This is a genomic window from Alkalihalobacterium sp. TH-98 (assembly GCF_057473385.1).
The window spans coordinates 1-19597 of record NZ_JBYCKM010000026.1 but is presented as its reverse complement, the minus strand read 5'-3'; the positions used below and the strand labels follow the sequence as shown (position 1 = coordinate 19597).

The window sequence follows — 19597 nt, the reverse complement described above, 5'->3', positions numbered from 1 at the left end:
AGGCAAAAGATAGAATAACCGCAAATCATCTTAAACAATTATCTTGTAAATTCACGATTTAAATCAATCGCCATTCCACTCCAAACATAACATTCTGGTCCTTCTTCAGATGTAATAAAGTTACCGTTTCGCGTAAGAGTCATTACACATCCATATTCATCTTCAACAGACTTTGCTACATTACCATTCTTAATCGCATATGCCCCTTCAATTTCACCTACATGAGTATAGGCTACCTGAATATCAAAGTAAAAGCCTTCATCTGTTTCGTCATAAATATGTATGTATCCACCTACATCTGGGTGATCATTAATATTCCACTGTCCTTCCCAAGCCAACTCTTCTTTGTAAATTTCTGTATGTGATTCCTTTTCTTCTATTGCCTCTGTTTTTGATTCTTCCTCCAGTATTTGTTCACGCAATTCATTTTCAAGCTCTTCTTTTAACTCTTTACGCAATTCTTCTTTTAACTCATTTTTTAGATCACTTAACATTTCGTCTGCTGTTACTTCAACAACAACATCTTTTTCATCTACACTACTACCTGTTACGGATTCACCAGTGCCACAAGCAGACACAACAAATATAAAGCTAAACACCAAAATTAACAGTTTATTGGTAGCGACCATAAAACCACTCCTTTTTTCCTACAACTTATAAAGATTATACTTGTTTTAACAAAAAATTAGTATTATTTATTTAGCTGAAAATAACACCTATATCATGATGAGCTAAATCCTTAATACGGAAAAAAAAGGTTGGGTTTTCTTAAATTTACCCCAACCTTTTTTATTGAATTTTTATTGCGCTTATTAAAATACAACCCGTGTCCGTTCGTTATCCATATGAAGACCATTTCCCTTCCAGTTCTTCCTTAGTTTGTCTTCAGTGGTTTCATTGAAGAACTGTCCACCTTGCATAGAACTTAGAACTAAAACTTAATTTCCACTTGGATCATCAAACATATCATTTAATCGTTCATATGTTGCTGGATATTGATTTTCATACCGCAAGAAGGTTGGAACGGGGTAACGAACACCACCTCGGTGGGTGCCTTCTAACCCTTCCATAAAGGACGATACATTAGAATACGGAAAAGAAAAAGCCATTTCATGATCATGCGTTTGACCAAACACTCGGTCACCATAGCACGGTAAAATAACTTGCGACTTATCAGTTTGCATCGTACGAATGATAATATCTGCACAATCGGCACGAGCTGAAAAATGCGAAGTGATCTCCCCACCTGTTGTATATAATGATGCTGCAACCATCCGCATGACTTGAGCAGAATTTCCATAAGTAACCACAATTTGCGGTTCAAACGTCGCCCGGTTTAATGGTGCAATCACTACTGTACCTGCTTCAGCTTTTGAAAACTTCGGTACTGCTTTTTCTGTTTCTGCACCTATTTCACAGGTCTTCGCATACATTCCATGAGCAAGATTCCCGTCAGAATAAAAATCTACTTCATTCTCATAAGCAAAAGCTACTTTTGCGATAGGACAGGACTGGTCCTCACTCCCCATTGCCAATGACCAGCCGTACCTTCTTGACATAGTAATAGCTTGGCAAATACTAAACCTCGACCCTAAATCCCTTAATGGACGCTTTACTTTCTCGGGCAATACTTCGCCTTCTTTCATGACCCTTATCCCTAAAGGAAACGTATCTGGTCTTACAAATTTATCAATCGCTTTCCCTAATAAACCTACCGTTTCACTGTGATTTACTGCATTCTCCATCTAACTCTCCCCCTCAACTATAATAGTTAGATTATTCTGCAAACAACAGTGAAAACCCTTTCTTTTAGCGAATATCCTTCATATCAACACTTGGATTTTTCTTTACGCCTGTATGCTCAATCGTTAAATGAATACTTATATCGTGTAAAGAAGTTTTTGTGAGTATTGGATCGCCATTCTTCTTTAGCCTTTGCCAGGCAGGAAAGTTTTTACGGAACAACTCATGCTCTAAGTTATAAAAATCAACCCCCTCATCCACCCCTAATAAATATAAGTTCTTTATTTCATCCGTAATAGTTTCCTTCGTTTTCTTCTCAATTTCTTGTAGCTTCATCGTCTCATTGACGTTACGATTAACGAAATACCCTGTTACATCAAGTTGGATATTGAATTTAGGGGTGTTTTCAATAAATAAAACTTCGACATTAGCGGACGGGTATTCAAATACAACATGGTATTCGACATCCTCATTATCCCCTTGGACTGCTACGTCTGCTCGAACTGTCTCAGGTGTTAACCACCTGAGGCCATTAAGTTGTTCCGTTTCATAGAACCCTTTAAATTCATCATTCTTAATGAAATAAGCCCCATTAAGTAGAATCTTCGGATCTGTTACTTGATCTTTTTCCCACATAGTATGATCTATGGCAACTGAAGCAACGTGGGTCGTTTCTGCTGGTTCGAATATTTCTCTCGCCAACCTTTGTAATTTAATCGGACGAATAACAGAGCTTTGCTCATATATTCTTTTCGGTGCATGTAATATTGTATCTAAAGTCGTTTGTCCAAAAAAACCAGGTGTTGACAGGACTTTTTCAACCGACTCGTTCGTACCAAAAACCCATGGGGTTAAACGAAATTCATAATATCTCGTTAAAGAATCAAATATGTTATCAAACCCTTTCTCAATAGCTGTCTCACTTAATAAAATCGTTGTGACATGAGCCCATATAATTCTTTCTTGTGCAGTTTTGTATACTACAAAGAAAGAATCTTCAAATGTATCAGCTACCGCTTCTGAGACCCACACACTCCCTTCTGATGTTTGCCCTTCAGTCCTCGCAATGCCTTCAAAAGAAACTAATTGGATATAACTATGGTATTTTCCATCCTTGTAATCTACGCCAATAGCTGTTGCATAGCTCAAATGCTGAATTTCTTTAACATCTTTACATCCAGAAATGCACACGACACACAAACAAATAATGACCAGAATCTTGTAATTTTGCTTCATTCCGACTTTCTCCACTTCCTTAACATCGGTGCTGTCCACTTACTTCTTTTAAATGGATTGATGACTAATGCAGAAAGGAATTCTTTAAAATCTAAAGAAGTAATTGGCTCAAGATAAGCCACCTTAAATGACTCAAGTCGGCACAGGTAGATAAGAATGCTAAACATCGTTACAAAAAAACCATACACCCCTAATAGCGCAGAAAAAAGCAATGAATATATTCTTAAAATCGTCACTGTACCAGTTAATGATTGATTGACAAGCGTATAAGTCGCTACAGCTGTAAGGGCGATGACTACAATAAGTGCCGGTGATGCTAATCCTGCACGTATTGCAGCATCTCCAATAATAAGCCCCCCAACTATAGAGATGGTTTGTCCCAGTGCTCTTGGCATTCGAACCCCCGCTTCTCTAAGTAATTCGAACAACCCTAGGATAAAGAATGCCTCAACTGCTGCTGGGAATGGTAAGCCATCTCTTGCAACAACAACCGTAGCTAATAACGGGAACGGAAGTTGATCAAGGTTCACAGAAGAGATTGCAATCCAAAACCCTGGTAGAAAAATAGCAATATTTACTCCAATAATTCTTAAAAGCCGTTGAAAAATGACATAAAAATATGGATAATGTACGTCCTCTGGTGATTTAATTAGTTCAAAGAAATTAATGGGTCCGATTAGTACTACAGGAGAACCGTCAACTACAATGATAAATCGTCCGCGAAGTAAACACTCGATTACAAAATCTGGTCTTAAAATATGGTCAAATAATGGAAATAAAGAAAAAGTACGATCAGATAGCCATTGTTCTAATTGGCCACTACTGACAACAGACTCTATTTCAAATGTTTCTAATCTTTTTCTCACAGACTTTATTAGAGCTTTATTTGTCTTGTTTTCCAAATAAAGCAAAGCTACTTTTGTTTGCGAAAGTGAACCTATTGTAAAGATTTCATTATATAAATACTTTGTCTTCATACGTTTTCGAAGTAGTGATATGTTAACAAACAGTTCTTCAGTGAAAGCATCTTTCGGTCCTTTTATCGAAACTTCTGTAGACGATTCGGCAGGAACCCTTTGAGGAATTTTTGATATATCGACACCATAAAAGAAATGATCATTGACTTTATAAAATACTAGAAATCCCGAAAAGACTTTTTCAAACAGTTTGGAAAACGATGCAATACGTTCAATTGGTGGCAACTCAACAGAGTTATGTTGTTCGTCAGGTGATGTATTTTTATGTTTTATTTGATTCACTACAACTTGATAGTAATCATTAAGTTGGGTTGCATCAACCATTCCCTCACAATAAAAAGCTGTAATTTCTGAGTCTGGTTCACTAGGTATAAATTGTATTTCTCCATAACTAATGAGTATTTTCTTCAATATTTTTTGATTGAGCTTTCCTTTTTGAAGTTCATCTTCAGGTTTGTGTTTTCGAGAGACACGGCTCCAATTTAACTTCATACGCTCTCACCCACGTTTTTCCTTTGTGGCAAATAACTAAACACAACGAGGACTAATGTTAGAGTAACTCCAAATGTAAGTGCCACTGGATAAAAGTAGTTTCTAAGTACTGTGGTCATCCAAATATCACTTGTAGGATAAATTGAAAACATAGCGAGTAAAATACTATACAAAATGAGAGTAGTCCTTTTTTTGAAGGTCGATAAATTATCAAATAAGTCATAAATTAAGAATAAAAATAATGCAATTCGTAACGTTGCCCCACTAAGTAATTGAAAGATCGCTAAAAAATCTAAATGAGAGAAGTATTCTCCAAGCATTACAAGTCTCCATTGTTCAAAAGCAGGAAAACGTATTAAAGCAGCTACATTCGGACCAAATGCTGAAATGGAGCCAAATGCTGGACCTAGAACTAATCCCATTAGTATAGTAATTAATATAAAAATAGATAGAAAATTAAATGATTTTTTCACATGATGTTGCAAGAGAAGAAGAATGAGTATATCAACACTACCTCCTAAAACAATCACTATCCCTTCTAAAATTGGTCCTATTCCGTGTGTAAATAATGGAAAAAGGTATGCATAATCTTTTTCTGGCAATGTAGCAACCGCAACAAAATGCCCTAGTAACCAAACAAACGGTAAAAGAACGGTCGACATATAGACGATCGTCTTAAGGTTATAGAATGCCGCTCCAATACATAACAAGAGAAAAGTGAAGACTAATATCCAAGTAGGTGTAAGCGGAAGAAAATAAATATGTATTTTTTTTATGAAATCCTCAAAAGTTATTATTCCTGATACGGCTATGTAAATAAAAAGCAATAAAGTTATGACACCGGAAGTAAAGCTATTTGTTCGGTACTTTAACCAACTGGATAATTTTTCTTTACCATTCTTTTTTATGATTAGATGTATCAACCAACCCCAGAAAATTAAAATCAAATAAGCAATAAGAACGCAAACCCAAGCATCACGTTTGGCAGTTTTTAATAAATGTGGGAGTAAAAGAACATGATTAGATATACCTAGAGATAAAATAAGAACAAACAGTAATTGCAGACGAGAAAACTTCATAACTTGTTCACCCAATTCAAGGAAGTTATGGTTATTTTCTCTTTGATGATGTAAGCTATACACTTTTAATTAAAAATTTTATATTAAAATTTTTTACTTACACCTATCATAAGCCAGTAAACTGCTATACTTCTTTCATCATTAAACTCCTTCAATCTCTCCCTTTCATCCCAATAAATACTTAAATTTTAAACAAATAAAACAAGCCCTATAGGAAAAATTATTACTATTCAAAAGGTAAATCATTGTTTGGTTTGATGAAAGGATGATCATAAAAGATGAATATTAACGAGTTACATGATGGAGACTCTGTCTATGTAATTTACCGAAATCCGCATACACAAAATGTGGCCACAGTTCAAGAAGCAACAGTTACAACTAATCCTGAAAATCCACATGAATTATCCCTTTTTATATACGATACATACTATCCTCTAACAGATGAATATGCGATGTATCAAACCGCTGAAGAAGCTGAACAAATGTATGAATATTATTTTGGCCCAACTATGTAATGAATATGGCCAATGAAGGATGTGACTTATGATCAAACCATTCGTGCCACAACTCGTCTATATTGAACCTCAAGCACTCGAATATGAGCTTGGCAGAGAACTTAATGCAAAATTTGAGAAAATGGGGCTAGAAATTAGAGAAACGACTTCACATAACCAAGTTCGCAATATCCCTGGTGATAATGACTTTCAAAAATATCGTACGGCCAAGTCAACTTTAGTTGTCGGTGTGAGACGGACGTTAAAGTTTGATACGTCCAAACCTTCAGCTGAATATGCTATTCCGTTTGCAACAGGCTGTATGGGGCACTGTCATTATTGTTATTTGCAAACGACGATGGGTAGTAAACCGTATATACGAACGTATGTAAATACTGATGAAATTCTAGAAGCTGCACAAAAATATATGGATGAGCGTGCTCCTGAGATCACTCGGTTTGAAGCATCTTGTACATCTGATATTGTTGGAATCGATCACCTTACCCATTCGTTAAAGCGAGCTATCGAATTTTTTGGTAAATCCGATTTTGGTAAGCTGCGTTTTGTTACAAAGTTTCACCATGTCGACCATTTACTCGATGCTGAACACAATGGCCGTACTCGCTTTCGCTTTAGTGTAAACGCTGACTTTATTATAAAAAATTTCGAACCTGGAACATCCGCGTTACAGCAACGCATAGAGGCCGCTGCTAAAGTGGCTCATGCAGGTTATCCGTTAGGGTTTATTGTCGCGCCTATTTATCTTCATGAGGGATGGCAAGAAGGATACAAAAAAATGTTTATAACCTTAAATGAAACATTACCAGCAGAGGCGAAAAAAGATGTGACATTTGAATTAATCCAACATCGCTTTACGAAGCCAGCCAAACGTGTTATCGAAAAAAATTATCCAATGACGAAATTAGAATTGGATGAAGAAAAACGAAAATACAAATGGGGAAAATACGGGATTGGGAAGTATGTTTATCAAACAGATGAACAGGAAGAAATAAAAGAGACGCTCTACAGCTATATTCATGAATATTTCCCTGATGCAAAAATCGAGTATTTTACTTAATATTGTATTATAACAGAAAAACCAATAAACACATTATATACAAGAATAATATAACAATATCTGCTTTCCATATACAAAAAAGCCGTCTCATTTAGACGGCTTCTTTGTTGAGGTAAGTATGTGATTTATGGTAAATGGAAATTGAAAACAAAATTAGTTTCTTGCGTAGTAATCGTTGATCATATCAAGGATTGTTTGCTCTTCCTGTACTTCTTCAAATTGGCCTTTATTCTTATTCTCAGTTGACATTCTCATTAAAAACAACTCCTTGTTTGAATTTTTTATTTATTCCTTCTTCTTGTTTTCTATTATATTACCCTGTTATATAATAGTCAACTAGTTTTTTAAAATTGTTATATTACATTTTGTCCCTTTTTTATTACACCAAAAAAAGAACCTCCATGCTTTAATTAGCATGAAGGTTCGATTCACTCAACTTTGCAACATTAATTTTTCAGGGTTCTCCAATAGTTCTTTAACTTTCACAAGAAAACTGACAGCTTCTTTTCCATCTATAATGCGATGATCATAAGAAAGAGCAATATACATCATGGGTCGATTCTCCATTTGCTCTTTCTCTATAGCGATAGGTCTCCATTGTATTTTATGCATACCTAATATTCCAACTTGAGGTGTATTAAGAATCGGTGTAGATAGTAACGATCCAAAAATCCCACCATTAGTAATCGTAAATGTACCACCTTGCAAATCTTGAATTTTTAAGCTTTGGTTTCTAGCTGCCTCTGCAAGTCTTGCAATCTCCTTTTCTAGTTCACCAAAATCCCTTTGATCTGCATTTCGGACAACAGGGACGACTAATCCTTCATCTGTAGAAACGGCCACACCAATATCATAGAAGTTTTTCTTAATGATATCTGTTCCTTCAATTTCTGCGTTTAGTAAAGGGAACTTTTTCAATGCAGCAATAATGGCTTTTGTAAAGAATGACATAAACCCTAATTTAATTCCGTACTCTTCTTGAAATTCTTCTTTATGTCGATTTCTCATCTCCATTACAGCTGTCATGTCGACTTCATTAAACGTTGTTAACATCGCTGCAGATTGTTGAGCCTCAACGAGACGTTTCGCGATCGTCTGCCGTCTTCGAGACATTGGTATTCTCTCGATATTTTCCTTATTTTCTTGTACGACAGATGGATTTTCTTGATATGGCTGCTTTTTTTCTTCGCTTGAACTTTTATCATAGAGCTCAATGTCCGATTTCCTTAAACGGCCTAAAGGATCTTTTGCTGGAACCTCCTCTAAGTTGATTCCTTTTTCCCGAGCTAATTTCCTTGCAGCTGGAGAAGCAATCGGGTCCTTACGTTTATCTTTTTCCGCTTCTTTATGTTTAGAGTCTTTGTTATCTTTTGTCTTTTCCTTATCTATAGTACTTTCCCTGTCCTCTGGCTGATTAGTTTCATTATTGTTGCTACTCTGGTCTTCGTTTTTACCTTCTTTCACAATAGCAATCGTTTCGCCTACTTGGACTGTATCCCCTTCTTCCTTACTATGCTTTTCTATCACACCCGATACTTCACTAGTAATCTCTACATTTACTTTATCTGTCTCTAGCTCAACGACATATTCTCCCTTTTCAACAAATTCTCCAGGCTGTTTTAACCATTTAATTATGGTTCCTTCGGTTATCGATTCAGCTAGTTCAGGTACTTTTATCTCCACCCTCATTCTCCTTTCCCTTTGAACTGTATCGCCTCACTTATAATCCGTTCTTGATCTTTTTTATGAATATTAGGATCCCCTTCTGCAGGACTTGATCTCGAAACCCTTCCGATATATTGAATAAGTATTCTTTCTTGGAAAAGGTTTCTTAATTTCGGCTCAATATAAGTCCAGGCTCCCATATTTTTCGGTTCCTCTTGTACCCAAAATACTTCTTCCACATTTGTGTATTTCTCCAATAGTTCTTTTAACGACTCGAATGGAAAAGGATATAATTCTTCAAGACTAATATGTTGCAAGGGTTCTTGTTCCTCTTCTTCTAACGTTTCGATTTTCTCCATCAGTTCAACAGACATTTTCCCTGAAGAAAAAATCATTCTCTTCACTTTGTCTTCACGGCCTTTTTGTTTAGGGAGCATGGTGATAAACGATTGAAAAGAACCTTTGCTCAGTTCCTCTATAGTCGAAGCTGTCTTTGAATGACGCAACATGCTTTTAGGTGTCATGATAATGAGTGGCCTTACTTCATCCATCTTTAAAATCGCAGCCTGACGACGCAAGAGATGAAAATATTGAGCGGCTGTAGATACATTAGCGATCGTCCAGTTGTTCTCTGCAGATAATTGAAGAAAGCGTTCTAATTTGGCACTTGAATGCTCAGGCCCTTGACCTTCATATCCATGCGGCAATAGCATGACTAATCCCGAACGTTGCCCCCACTTGGCTCGCCCTGCAGAAATAAATTGGTCCATTAACACTTGGGCTGAGTTTGCAAAATCGCCATATTGCGCTTCCCACAGCACTAACGTTTCTGGTGCAAATACGTTATAACCATATTCAAATCCAACAACAGCTGCTTCAGAAAGTGGGCTATTATGGATCGCAAAAGAAGCTTTGGCTTGAGGTAAACGATGCAGTGGTGAATACCTCTCTCCAGTCTCTCGATCATGTAATATAAGATGCCGTTGTGCAAAAGTTCCCCGTTCTGAGTCTTGCCCGGTAATTCTAATCGGTGTTCCATCTCTTAAAATCGTTGCAAAGGCGAGAGTTTCGGCGAATCCCCAATCCATTTTTCCTCGTTCCTCGAAAGATTGTGATCGTCTCTTTAAGATACGCTCTAGTTTTTTATTGACTTTGAATTGTTCAGGCCACGTTAATAAAGCCTCATTTATTTCTTTCAATTCCTTTGCTTCTACTTTTGTTTCAATTGTCGGCAGACCTTCTCTAATCTTTTTCGGTACGTCTATTTCCCGCTTCCCTTGTTGTTTTACTTGTTTCATTTTTTCATAAGCACTATCAAGCGTTTCACGAATGGAGGTTTCCATCCCTTTCATTTCATCATTCGTAATAACACCACTTTTTAATAAATGATTACCGTAGATCGTTTTTACAGGTGGATGATCCTTAATGTGCGAGTACATTTTCGGTTGGGTCATCATTGGTTCATCCATTTCATTATGCCCGTAACGCCGATAGCCGACTAAATCAATGATGATATCTTTTTTAAAGCGAATTCGATATTGAGACGCTAAATGAATGGCAGCTAAACAAGCTTCTGGGTCATCAGCATTTACATGGATGATGGGAATTTCAAACCCTTTGGCCAGATCACTAGCGTAACGAGTTGAACGGGAATCTCCTGTATCTGTTGTAAAGCCAATTAAGTTATTAGCAATAATATGAATCGTCCCGCCTGTTTGATAGCCTTGCAAACGGCTAAGATTGAGAGTTTCAGCAACAATTCCTTGACCAGGGAATGCAGCATCACCATGAATTAAGATCGAAAAGGCTTGAGAAGAATGGTGTATTGGAAACCCTCGGTTAGTCCGTACGTCTTGTGATGCTCGCGTAAACCCTTCAACCACCGGATTAACAAATTCAAGGTGACTTGGGTTATTCGCTAATGTTAACTTCGCTTGCTCCGTTTTGCGATCGGAAATTTTCCGGTTAGCCCCTAAATGGTACTTCACATCTCCGCTCCATCCATAATTAATTCCAATCGATCCTTCTGATGGAACTAGGTTTTTATTTGGTGCATGGAGAAACTCTGAAAAAATCAACTCATACGGTTTTCCTAGAACATGGGCCAGTACGTTTAATCGACCGCGATGAGCCATGCCGACCGTAATATTTTTCACACCTTCTTGAACGGCTTCTTCAACAGCACTGTCCAGGATCGGAATGAGAGTATCTAAACCTTCAATCGAAAATCGCTTTTGACCTACAAAGGTTCGATGTAAAAAAGCTTCAAACTCTTGAACTTCGGTTAACCTCTCAAGCAACGCTTGCCGATCTTCTGTTGTTAGCGGGCGGTAGATTGCTCCTGATTCCACCATTTCTGTTAACCACTCTCGTTCGTATTCCTCATGCACATGGCTAAATTCAAAGGCCAATGTGTCTGTATATACATCCTTCAAATATTCCATCGCTTCTTTTCCTGTAGAAACTTGAGACGGTGCATAAGGACATAACAATTGATATGGGATCTGTAATAAATCCTCTTCCGTTAACTGATACCTTTCTAAATTAAATTTGTGACCTTCTTTTTCCACAATCGGAAATGGATAAATATTAGCTATCATATGCCCATTTTGTCGTATCGAATCCGCCATCTTGATAGCAGATGCTACCTTTTCAAACGGAATGGAAGGTAACTCGTTTTTTTGCCCTTCATTTTCTTGCTCACCTGTACCGGTCCAATCATAAAAAGTCTCAATTTCGTCATTTAGCTCCTTTGATAAGTCCTCGTGCCTTTCAAGAACATACCCTAAATTGGGGCCGTGAAACTGTTGCCAAAGCTTCTTTTGCTTTGACTGTTTTTTGTTCATATCAATTCCTCCATCATAAGACATTGGTTTGATGGTCTTTTTATGAATTTTTAATATAGCGCTTTTCTCAGGTTTTACGGAAACAACCTTCAATTAAATACTAAAATTACTACTATTACTATAATGAATACATAAATACAATTACCGTTATGCCAAAATACAAACAATATTTTTATCCAAAATAAAAATTAGAAGTTTTTCTAATTTTCAAATTCATTTTTTGTAGTACAATCAATAGTAGACAAACAGAATTTCTAAAGGAGTGGAGTTAAAGGTGGTAAAAGCTGTAATTTTCGACTTAGATGATACATTATTATGGGATAAAAAAAGCGTAGCTGAATCATTCAAAGCTACTTGTGAGGCAGCCACAGATAAATACGATGTAAATATTGATCGATTGGAAGAGGCAGTAAGAGAAGCGGCCCGTCAGTTATACAGTCAATACGAAACGTATGAATTCACGAAAATGATTGGGATTAATCCATTTGAAGGTTTATGGGGGAACTTTGGTGATAAAATCAATGTAAATTTTCGAAAAATGAAGGAAATTGTCCCGCAATACCGAACAGATGCTTGGACACAAGGGTTAAAAACACTGGGAATTGAAGATCCCGCATTTGGCGCTGAACTCGGTGAATTGTTTGCGAAAAACCGAAGAACGTTGCCATTCGTATACGAGGATACCTTCACACTTTTAGAGGATTTAAAACAAGCAGACTATCAACTACTATTACTAACAAACGGCTCTCCAGAATTACAAAACGAAAAACTGGACATGACTCCGGAATTAGTTCCTTATTTTGACCACATTATCATTTCTGGTGCATTCGGTCGTGGAAAACCGGACCCTGCCATTTTTGAGCACTGCTTATATTTAACTGGACTAACAAAAGATGAAGCTGTAATGGTCGGTGATAATCTACATACGGATATTATCGGTTCCAACAAAATCGGTATGAGAAATGTGTGGATTAACCGTGACAATAAAGATATCGTTGACGATATTTATCCATCCTATACTATAAAAGAATTATCGGAGCTTCCATCATTGTTAAAACAACTTTAAACAACACTTAAAAAGATGAAGAGGCTTGCCTATTGTACAGCGAGCCTCTTTTGGTTCTTTTTTCATTATGCGTTCTTTTTTGCTTTCACCATTTTCTTTTTTGTTGTTGTAGTTGCTGCTGGTTTCGTTTTTGTTTTGTCAATGGATGCTTGTAAGGCAGCCATTAGATCTGTTACATTTCCTGTCGCTGCTGGGGTTTTCTTATCCGTAGCCGTAACAACCTCTTCACCATTTTTCTTCTGTTCAATTAATTCCATTAAAGCATTTCGGTATTCATCGTGATACTTTTCAGGATCAAACTCTGTCGTCAGTTGATCAATTAACATTTTCGCAGTCTCTAATTCTTTATCGGTCACCTCATCACTGCTCGGTACATTTGGAACATCAGCGACATTTCGAACTTCATCCGGAAAATGTATCGTTTCCATAACCAATGTATTATTGTAAACACGAACGACCGCTAGATGTTCTTTGGAACGAATAATAATTTTCGCTATACCGATTTTTCCCGAATCTTGAAGTGCTTTCCTTAATAACGTGTAAGCTTTCGTTCCGCCTTCATTCGGTGCAATAAAATAACTGCGTTCAAAGTAAATTGGATCAATTTCTTCTAGTTTTACAAAATCAATAATTTCAACAGCTTTATCTTCATTTTCTTTTCTTAATTTTTCAAGGTCTTCTTCATCAAGAATGACAAATTTATTTTTAGCATACTCATATGCTTTTACAATTTCATCATTTTCTACTTCTTTTTCACAAACCGGACATTTTTTCTCGTATTTTAGAGGGGTTTTACACTCCGCATGTAAATTACGCAATTTAATATCTTTATTCTCTGTTGCTGCATGAAGCTTTATTGGAATGTTAACTAAGCCAAAACTAATGCTACCTCTCCAGACTGTATGCATTTATAGCGCCTTCTTTCTGTCATTTTACTCATTAGTATTTGGTGCATGATATGAATTATGTAAAACGTTCAATGATAATTGCAGTATCTTAATGGCAATTTTAGTCCTTTACCACTTAGTACTCATTCATCTGGGTAAACTAATACCGATTAGGAAGAGAAAGGATCGTAAATCATGAAAAAACCAATGAGTCCGACGTTGTCATTTGAAACGCCAGTCGGGGAAAAGTGGAAATTTGAAATAAAATATGATGGCTATCGGTGTCTCCTCAAATGGAGTAACTCTGAGTTTTCACTTATTAGTAAAAATGGACGGATTTTAAATGAACATTTCCCTGAACTCGTTGCTGCAGGAGAAAGCATTCAGTCTAAAATGAAAGATTTATTACCTCTTGAATTAGACGGCGAAATTGTCGTTCTAGAAAATGAGTTAAAAGGAGACTTTGAAGCTATACAAAGGCGCGGAAGATTACGAAATGAAGAAACGATTAAAGCAGAGTCAAATAAGCATCCAGTTACTTTTTGTATATTTGACATCTTAGAACTTAACGGAAAAAATCTTAAAACCGAAAGTTATTCCGAGCGAAAACAAAAATTGTATCAAATGTTTCAAGAGAAATTTCAATCCGAACGTACGTTTAAATTGGTTCCATCTTATGACTCGTTTGATCCCATATGGATGAAAGCGATCGAACATGATAGTGAAGGCGTTATCGCAAAACTGGATCATAGTAAATGGGAAAATGGACGAACCCGTTCGTGGCTGAAAATAAAGAACTATAAAAGAATCAATTGTTTTATAACCGCCTTTGAAAAAGAGAATGGCTACTTCCACGTCGGATTATGGAACAAGGGTCAAATAGTACCAATTGGGTTATTTAAGCATGGGATGAAAAACGAGGAAGAACGAGCATTAATTGATACGATAAAGAACAATAAATCAAGTGAAAATAAGCAATTTATATACGTTGATCCTGGGATTTGTATAGAAATTAAATACTTGCAATTTTATAAAGAGCAATTAAGAGAGCCTTTTTTTGAACAATTTCGCTTTGATCTCACATATGAAGATTGTTCGCTTGACCAGCTGCATAATAACAAACAGCCTCCAGTCACCGAACATGAAGTTGAAATCACCAGCCCAGACAAAGTGTATTGGAAAGCACTATCACTTACGAAAAAACATTATATTGATTATATAGAAAACATCGCACCTTATTTTTTACCTTTTTTAAAAGATCGTCATTTGACCGTTATTCGATACCCTAACGGTGTTGAGGGAGAAGCATTTTTTCAAAAAAACATTCCAGACTATGCTCCTTCATTTGTCGATACCTCAATGCATGAAGGTATTAATTATATCGTTTGTCAATCTTTTGATACGCTCCTATGGCTAGGAAATCAAGGAGCCATCGAATTTCATATTCCTTTTCAAACGATTAATTCTCATCTACCGAGAGAGATTGTATTCGACTTAGATCCACATTCTGTCGATGACTTCCAAGTCGCTGTAAAAGGAGCACGAATGATTAAAGAGATATGTGATCAGCTCGGTCTCTTCCCTTTTGTTAAAACATCTGGTGGTAAAGGCATTCAAGTTCATTTACCTTTAAAAGGTGGGAAATATACATTCGAAGAAACTCGTATTTTCACTTCATTCGTTGCAGATTTTCTCGTTTCCCAGGAACCTGATTTATTTACGATTGAACGGATGAAAAAAAACCGTGGTAAAAGATTATATGTTGATTATATTCAACACGCCGAGGGAAAAACGATTATCGCTCCATATTCCGCAAGAGGTCGTAAAGAAGCAACTGTAGCTACACCGTTATTTTGGGAGGAAGTTAATGAACAGCTAGCCCCTACTCTCTTTACGATTGATACGGTTATTGAGCGTCTAAATAAAAAAGGTTGTCCATTTGAAAATTATTTCGAGGTCGATCAACCATTAGATCAAGTGATTGAGTTCTTGACGCAAAAAAAGTAATACACGGGTGCGCTTGGCACCCGTTGTTTATAAGCCGGCAGATCGCATTAAGCGTTTTACAATTTCCTGATAATCTTCAGCTGAAATACCAGGAGCAAATTCTTCTGGCACTTCTTCAAAATCAGGAGTTGGTGCTCCTTCTGGTGCTCCAATAATAACTTCTAATGGTTTACCATCTTCTGGGTGAGTTCCCTTCCAAATTTTATTAATATCACGGAAATCTGTCGGACTCCATGTGTATAACTTCGTATGAATGCCTTCATCTTCAAATTTCTGCGCTGTTTCAAAGGCACGGTTACTTAAATTAGGAATCGGAAGCATCTTTGTCATATCAACACCTGTAACCACTTCAATAGCCTTCGCATACGCAACGATATGAACTCCGCCACGTACAAGTAAATAGCCGATCATTTCACGTGCAGTCGGATTTTCAGTCATTTCATATACACGCATTTTATGTGTTCTTGCCCCACACTCTAAGAAGAAATTATGAATTAAATCTAATAATAAATTGCCACTATTAAAGACATTATCTCCTGTCCACGGGCGCCCGTGTGAATCTGCTGGTTTTGCTGTTTGTGCTGTATCTATAAAATGATGATGAAACCTTAAATCTTTCGCATTTTGCATCGGTGCAATATCAGGGTCCCCAGGGAATGTCGTGTTATTTAACATAATATTAATTGTATTGGATACTAGCTGAACATGACCAAATTCTTCAGCTGTAATACTTGCAACTAAATCATAAAACGGTTTAAACTTCTTTTTATTACGGAAGTTAAACGATTGGTACATATAGTTATTCAATGTTGACATCTCACCAAATTTTCCACCAAGTAACTCTTGGACGGCGGAAGCACCATTGGGATCAGAATATTCAGGCCTTGGTAAGTCTATTAACATCTTATCAAAACGTATTATCACAGTCCGTCTCCTCCTTCTCTCCTAACCATTTGGAAGCTTAACGTGCTAATTACTGCGGCATTACCCAAATAATACTTTGAGTCCGTATAAAAAAAGGTGAACCTGCAACATCTACTACGACATGATCAGGCTTTACGTCAGTTAATGTGCCACGAATATTTCCTTGAGCGGTTTGAACAACGACAATTCTGCCGATAATTGTTTGTAACGTCTGATATACGTAAGGGTCAACTAATGAAACCATTTGCGGGGCGCTCGCGTGACCGTGCTGATGACCTTGATGATGATTCATGGTAACGACTCCCTTCATTTTGTCAGTCGCTCCCATTGTATGAAGCATTGTGCATGTACCATACCAATTATTTCTGCTTTTCACCTATCTTCGCTTAATGAAGGACAAATTAACTCTCGTTCAAGAGCCTCTTTAAATTAAAAAGGGTAGAAATGATGGTGTTTCTGGTAATTCAATCATTTTTAGTCTAAAATTTTAAGTATGAAGCCATTTGAAAGGAAGGTATACTACATGACCGATAAAAAAAATCTTTATGATCGCGCGAAGCAAGTATTAATGGAAACGAGTCGGACATTTTTTATTCCTATTAGCAAATTGCCGGATGAATTAGAAGAAGCTGTCATGTCTGCTTATCTGTGTATGAGAGCAATCGACGAAATTGAAGACAGCGCCGTACTTTCTACAGAAGCAAAAGTTAACCTATTAAATAGAATTAGTGTTCTGTTAAAAGAACCGTTCAGCGAAGCTGAGCTAGATGCTTTATTTGATCCTTATAGATCTTCTTTACCAGAAGTCACATTAGAGCTTAACGACTGGATTGCTCTATGTCCTGAATCAGCAACTCCCTCCGTATTAAGTGCAACTTCAGAGATGGCGGAAGGAATGGGAAAATGGGTGAATAAGGCCTTCAACATTGAGACTGAGGAAGATTTAGATGAATACACCTATTACGTGGCAGGTTTAGTAGGAGTAATGCTTTCTGATCTTTGGAAATGGTACGACGGTACAGATTGTGATCGAGATCTTGCAGTTGGATTCGGACGTGGACTGCAAGCTGTTAACATGATCCGCAATCGTGAAGAAGACTTATCTCGAGACGGTGTAGACTTTTTCCCAAATGGATGGGACATGAAAGATATGTTTACATATGCTCGTAGAAACCTTGATCTAGGGGACGAGTATACGAAAGATTTAACCGTTGGACCGGTTTATTATTTCTGTAAAATTCCGTTAGCGCTCGCTTTTAGTACACTAGACGCTATTGAAGCCGGACAAGAAAAGCTAACACGTAACTCCGTCATGGAAATTGTTAACGAGGTTGTCGCAGAGTAATCATTATTTAAAATGGACAACCAGAAATTAATTTCACAACAAAAGGATGACTCATGAGTGGCACTAGCCCTCGTTTGAGTCACCCTTTTTAATGTTGTCCTTACTCTTATATACTTTAGTTCATATGACGCGATTTATATAACACGTACTATATTTTCTCTAACGCTTGCTCGATATCTGCCCAAATGTCCTCCCATGCTTCTAAGCCAACGGATAAACGGATCAATTCGGGTCCAATCCCCATCTTCTCACGCTTTTCTTCTGGTACTACAGAATGTGTCATCGTTGCCGGATGCTGAATGAGCGTCTCCGCATCCCCTAAACTTACAGCAATTTTTATTAACTGTAATTCATTCATAAATCGTTGTGCAGTTTCTTTTCCACCGTCAATTAAGAAGCTGATCATTCCACCTGCTTGCTTCATTTGCGATTTTACAATTTCGGCTTGCGGAAACTGGTCATCTCCTGGAAAAATAATACCTTTGACCTTTGGATGCGCTTTCATTTTTTTTGCTAGTTTCACAGCATTCGTACAATGGCGGTCCATTCGGACTGGGAGCGTCTTTAAGCCACGAATTAACAACCAAGCATCAAACGGACTAATAATTCCACCAATGTCTTTCTGCGTAGTCATACGAACTTCATTAACAAATTCGCGGCTTCCAACCATGAGACCCGCAACAACGTCGCCGTGCCCGCTAATATATTTGGTCGCACTATGAACAACGACATCAGCACCAAAGGTTATTGGTCTTTGAAGATATGGAGTAGCAAAAGTATTATCAACCACTACTTTGGCTTCGATCTTTTTTCCGAGTTTGCAAACTAACTCGAGATCTACTAATTTCATCGTCGGATTAATTGGTGTTTCAACATAAATTACTTTTGTTTCAGGACGAATATAGGAGCGAATATGGTCTTCTTCATCCATTGCAATTAAGTCATAGTCCACATTAAAGCGGTCTTTTAACAATTCTAATAAACCATACGTACACCCGTAAACGCCTTCTGAGACAAGGATATGGTCCCCTGAACGAACAAGTCCAAATAACGTCGCAGAAACAGCAGCCATACCCGAACTAAAAGCAAGCCCTGCTTCCCCTCCTTCTAGTTCAGCAATTCGTTCTTCTAGGACGGTTACCGTCGGGTTTCCTAATCTGGAGTATACATAGCCTTCTTCTTCTCCTGCAAACCGGCGCTCACCTTGCTCCGCCGATTTCATTGTGAAAGTTGAGGATTGAAAGAGCGGTGGTGTTAAACTCCCTTGAAAAGATTGACTATCATAACCTTTGTGAATGACCTCTGTTTCTAATCTGTAGTTTTTCAAAACAATCACCCTTCTACGATTATTTCTCATTCTCTCCTCTTATATTATTCTATGAAAGTATCATTCGGTCAATGGAAACGCTTACATTTTTTTTTAAAAATACACAATATCTTCTATTCTTATTAGCTTTACTCAAGAAACTGTTGCTTTGAGCTATTGAGGTTAACCAAAGCTAACTTTAGTCGGACTTACAAGCATAATTTGGCGCCTCCTTCAAATTCAAGCTAATGGATAGAAACTTTCCTGCTTTTCCTCTTAGGTGCTCCTATTATTGCTTTTGGTTACTAATTGCCGTAATTTTTTCCTTGACTGCTCACCATTCAGCGCTTTTGGTTGAGGTTTCCCCCTAATTTTTCCCTCTACCGCTCACGATTCAGCTCTTTTCGTTACTGCTTTCTCCTAATTTTTCCCTCTACCGCTCACGATTCAGC

At 37.2% G+C, this 19597-nt stretch carries 16 protein-coding genes; 5 read left to right on the top strand and 11 right to left on the bottom strand.

Going from position 1 to position 19597, the window contains the following annotated elements; genetic code table 11:
- Positions 1-38: 38 nt before the first annotated feature.
- The 5 genes from AC2VNP_RS09620 to AC2VNP_RS09600 form a co-directional block, all read right to left on the bottom strand.
- Complete coding sequence (locus AC2VNP_RS09620) at positions 39-629, bottom strand: hypothetical protein (protein ID WP_486917125.1); 591 nt, start codon at positions 627-629, stop codon at positions 39-41.
- A gap of 309 nt (positions 630-938) precedes the next feature.
- Positions 939-1745, bottom strand: coding sequence for a DUF169 domain-containing protein (locus tag AC2VNP_RS09615; RefSeq protein WP_486917124.1), 807 nt, complete (start codon positions 1743-1745; stop codon positions 939-941).
- A 64-nt stretch (positions 1746-1809) separates the two neighbouring features.
- Entirely contained in the window at positions 1810-2979 is a 1170-nt protein-coding gene (locus AC2VNP_RS09610) for a Ger(x)C family spore germination protein (protein WP_486917123.1), read from the bottom strand.
- Positions 2976-4448, bottom strand: a complete 1473-nt coding sequence (locus tag AC2VNP_RS09605) for a spore germination protein (protein WP_486917122.1) — start codon at positions 4446-4448, stop codon at positions 2976-2978. The genes AC2VNP_RS09610 and AC2VNP_RS09605 overlap by 4 nt, the downstream gene beginning before the upstream one ends.
- The gene (locus AC2VNP_RS09600) at positions 4445-5527 is read right to left on the bottom strand and encodes an endospore germination permease (protein WP_486917121.1); all 1083 of its coding nucleotides are present in this window, start codon (positions 5525-5527) and stop codon (positions 4445-4447) included. The genes AC2VNP_RS09605 and AC2VNP_RS09600 overlap by 4 nt, the downstream gene beginning before the upstream one ends.
- 278 nt (positions 5528-5805) lie before the next feature.
- On the opposite strand from AC2VNP_RS09600, the gene AC2VNP_RS09595 reads away from it, so the two are divergent.
- Entirely contained in the window at positions 5806-6042 is a 237-nt protein-coding gene (locus tag AC2VNP_RS09595) for a transcriptional regulator SplA domain-containing protein (protein ID WP_486917120.1), read from the top strand.
- Between the two features lie 28 nt (positions 6043-6070).
- Positions 6071-7099 carry a spore photoproduct lyase gene (gene splB / locus AC2VNP_RS09590; RefSeq protein ID WP_486917119.1) on the top strand — a complete coding sequence of 343 codons (1029 nt, stop codon included), beginning with the start codon at positions 6071-6073 and terminating at the stop codon, positions 7097-7099.
- 432 nt (positions 7100-7531) lie between these two features.
- Here the strand turns inward: splB and odhB are convergent, their stop codons facing one another.
- Both odhB and AC2VNP_RS09580 read right to left on the bottom strand, forming a co-directional pair.
- Positions 7532-8788, bottom strand: coding sequence for a 2-oxoglutarate dehydrogenase complex dihydrolipoyllysine-residue succinyltransferase (gene odhB / locus AC2VNP_RS09585; protein WP_486917118.1), 1257 nt, complete (start codon positions 8786-8788; stop codon positions 7532-7534).
- A complete protein-coding gene (locus AC2VNP_RS09580; protein ID WP_486917117.1) occupies positions 8785-11610 on the bottom strand; it encodes a 2-oxoglutarate dehydrogenase E1 component in 2826 nt (941 codons plus the stop codon). Before AC2VNP_RS09580 ends, odhB begins: the two co-directional genes overlap by 4 nt.
- Positions 11611-11884: 274 nt before the next feature.
- Here AC2VNP_RS09580 and AC2VNP_RS09575 point away from each other — a divergent pair, with 274 nt between their 5' ends.
- On the top strand, positions 11885-12676 hold the full coding sequence (locus tag AC2VNP_RS09575; RefSeq protein ID WP_486917116.1) for an HAD family hydrolase: 792 nt from the start codon (positions 11885-11887) through the stop codon (positions 12674-12676).
- Positions 12677-12741: 65 nt separating this feature from the next.
- Here AC2VNP_RS09575 and ku read toward each other — a convergent pair whose 3' ends face one another.
- Entirely contained in the window at positions 12742-13584 is an 843-nt protein-coding gene (ku, locus tag AC2VNP_RS09570; protein ID WP_486917115.1) for a non-homologous end joining protein Ku, read from the bottom strand.
- Positions 13585-13758: 174 nt separating this feature from the next.
- Between ku and AC2VNP_RS09565 the strand changes: the two genes are divergently transcribed.
- Positions 13759-15570: a DNA ligase D gene (locus tag AC2VNP_RS09565; RefSeq protein ID WP_486917114.1), complete on the top strand. Its 1812-nt coding sequence runs from the start codon at positions 13759-13761 to the stop codon at positions 15568-15570.
- Positions 15571-15597: 27 nt separating this feature from the next.
- Here AC2VNP_RS09565 and AC2VNP_RS09560 read toward each other — a convergent pair whose 3' ends face one another.
- Complete coding sequence (locus AC2VNP_RS09560) at positions 15598-16494, bottom strand: manganese catalase family protein (RefSeq protein ID WP_486917113.1); 897 nt, start codon at positions 16492-16494, stop codon at positions 15598-15600.
- A 49-nt stretch (positions 16495-16543) separates the two neighbouring features.
- The gene (locus tag AC2VNP_RS09555) at positions 16544-16786 is read right to left on the bottom strand and encodes a YuzF family protein (RefSeq protein ID WP_486917112.1); all 243 of its coding nucleotides are present in this window, start codon (positions 16784-16786) and stop codon (positions 16544-16546) included.
- 231 nt (positions 16787-17017) lie between these two features.
- Between AC2VNP_RS09555 and AC2VNP_RS09550 the strand changes: the two genes are divergently transcribed.
- Positions 17018-17839, top strand: coding sequence for a squalene/phytoene synthase family protein (locus AC2VNP_RS09550; RefSeq protein WP_486917111.1), 822 nt, complete (start codon positions 17018-17020; stop codon positions 17837-17839).
- 148 nt (positions 17840-17987) lie between these two features.
- On the opposite strand, the gene megL is transcribed toward AC2VNP_RS09550, so the two are convergent.
- Complete coding sequence (megL, locus tag AC2VNP_RS09545; RefSeq protein WP_486917110.1) at positions 17988-19196, bottom strand: methionine gamma-lyase; 1209 nt, start codon at positions 19194-19196, stop codon at positions 17988-17990.
- Positions 19197-19597: the final 401 nt, after the last annotated feature.

Coding starts and splice junctions, on each gene's coding strand:
- AC2VNP_RS09620 (WP_486917125.1), bottom strand. CDS start 629: ATGGTCGCTACCAATAAACTGTTAATTTTGGTGTTTAGCTTTATATTT.
- AC2VNP_RS09615 (WP_486917124.1), bottom strand. CDS start 1,745: ATGGAGAATGCAGTAAATCACAGTGAAACGGTAGGTTTATTAGGGAAA.
- AC2VNP_RS09610 (WP_486917123.1), bottom strand. CDS start 2,979: ATGAAGCAAAATTACAAGATTCTGGTCATTATTTGTTTGTGTGTCGTG.
- AC2VNP_RS09605 (WP_486917122.1), bottom strand. CDS start 4,448: ATGAAGTTAAATTGGAGCCGTGTCTCTCGAAAACACAAACCTGAAGAT.
- AC2VNP_RS09600 (WP_486917121.1), bottom strand. CDS start 5,527: ATGAAGTTTTCTCGTCTGCAATTACTGTTTGTTCTTATTTTATCTCTA.
- AC2VNP_RS09595 (WP_486917120.1), top strand. CDS start 5,806: ATGAATATTAACGAGTTACATGATGGAGACTCTGTCTATGTAATTTAC.
- splB (WP_486917119.1), top strand. CDS start 6,071: ATGATCAAACCATTCGTGCCACAACTCGTCTATATTGAACCTCAAGCA.
- odhB (WP_486917118.1), bottom strand. CDS start 8,788: ATGAGGGTGGAGATAAAAGTACCTGAACTAGCTGAATCGATAACCGAA.
- AC2VNP_RS09580 (WP_486917117.1), bottom strand. CDS start 11,610: ATGAACAAAAAACAGTCAAAGCAAAAGAAGCTTTGGCAACAGTTTCAC.
- ku (WP_486917115.1), bottom strand. CDS start 13,584: ATGCATACAGTCTGGAGAGGTAGCATTAGTTTTGGCTTAGTTAACATT.
- AC2VNP_RS09565 (WP_486917114.1), top strand. CDS start 13,759: ATGAAAAAACCAATGAGTCCGACGTTGTCATTTGAAACGCCAGTCGGG.
- AC2VNP_RS09555 (WP_486917112.1), bottom strand. CDS start 16,786: ATGAATCATCATCAAGGTCATCAGCACGGTCACGCGAGCGCCCCGCAA.
- AC2VNP_RS09550 (WP_486917111.1), top strand. CDS start 17,018: ATGACCGATAAAAAAAATCTTTATGATCGCGCGAAGCAAGTATTAATG.
- megL (WP_486917110.1), bottom strand. CDS start 19,196: ATGAGAAATAATCGTAGAAGGGTGATTGTTTTGAAAAACTACAGATTA.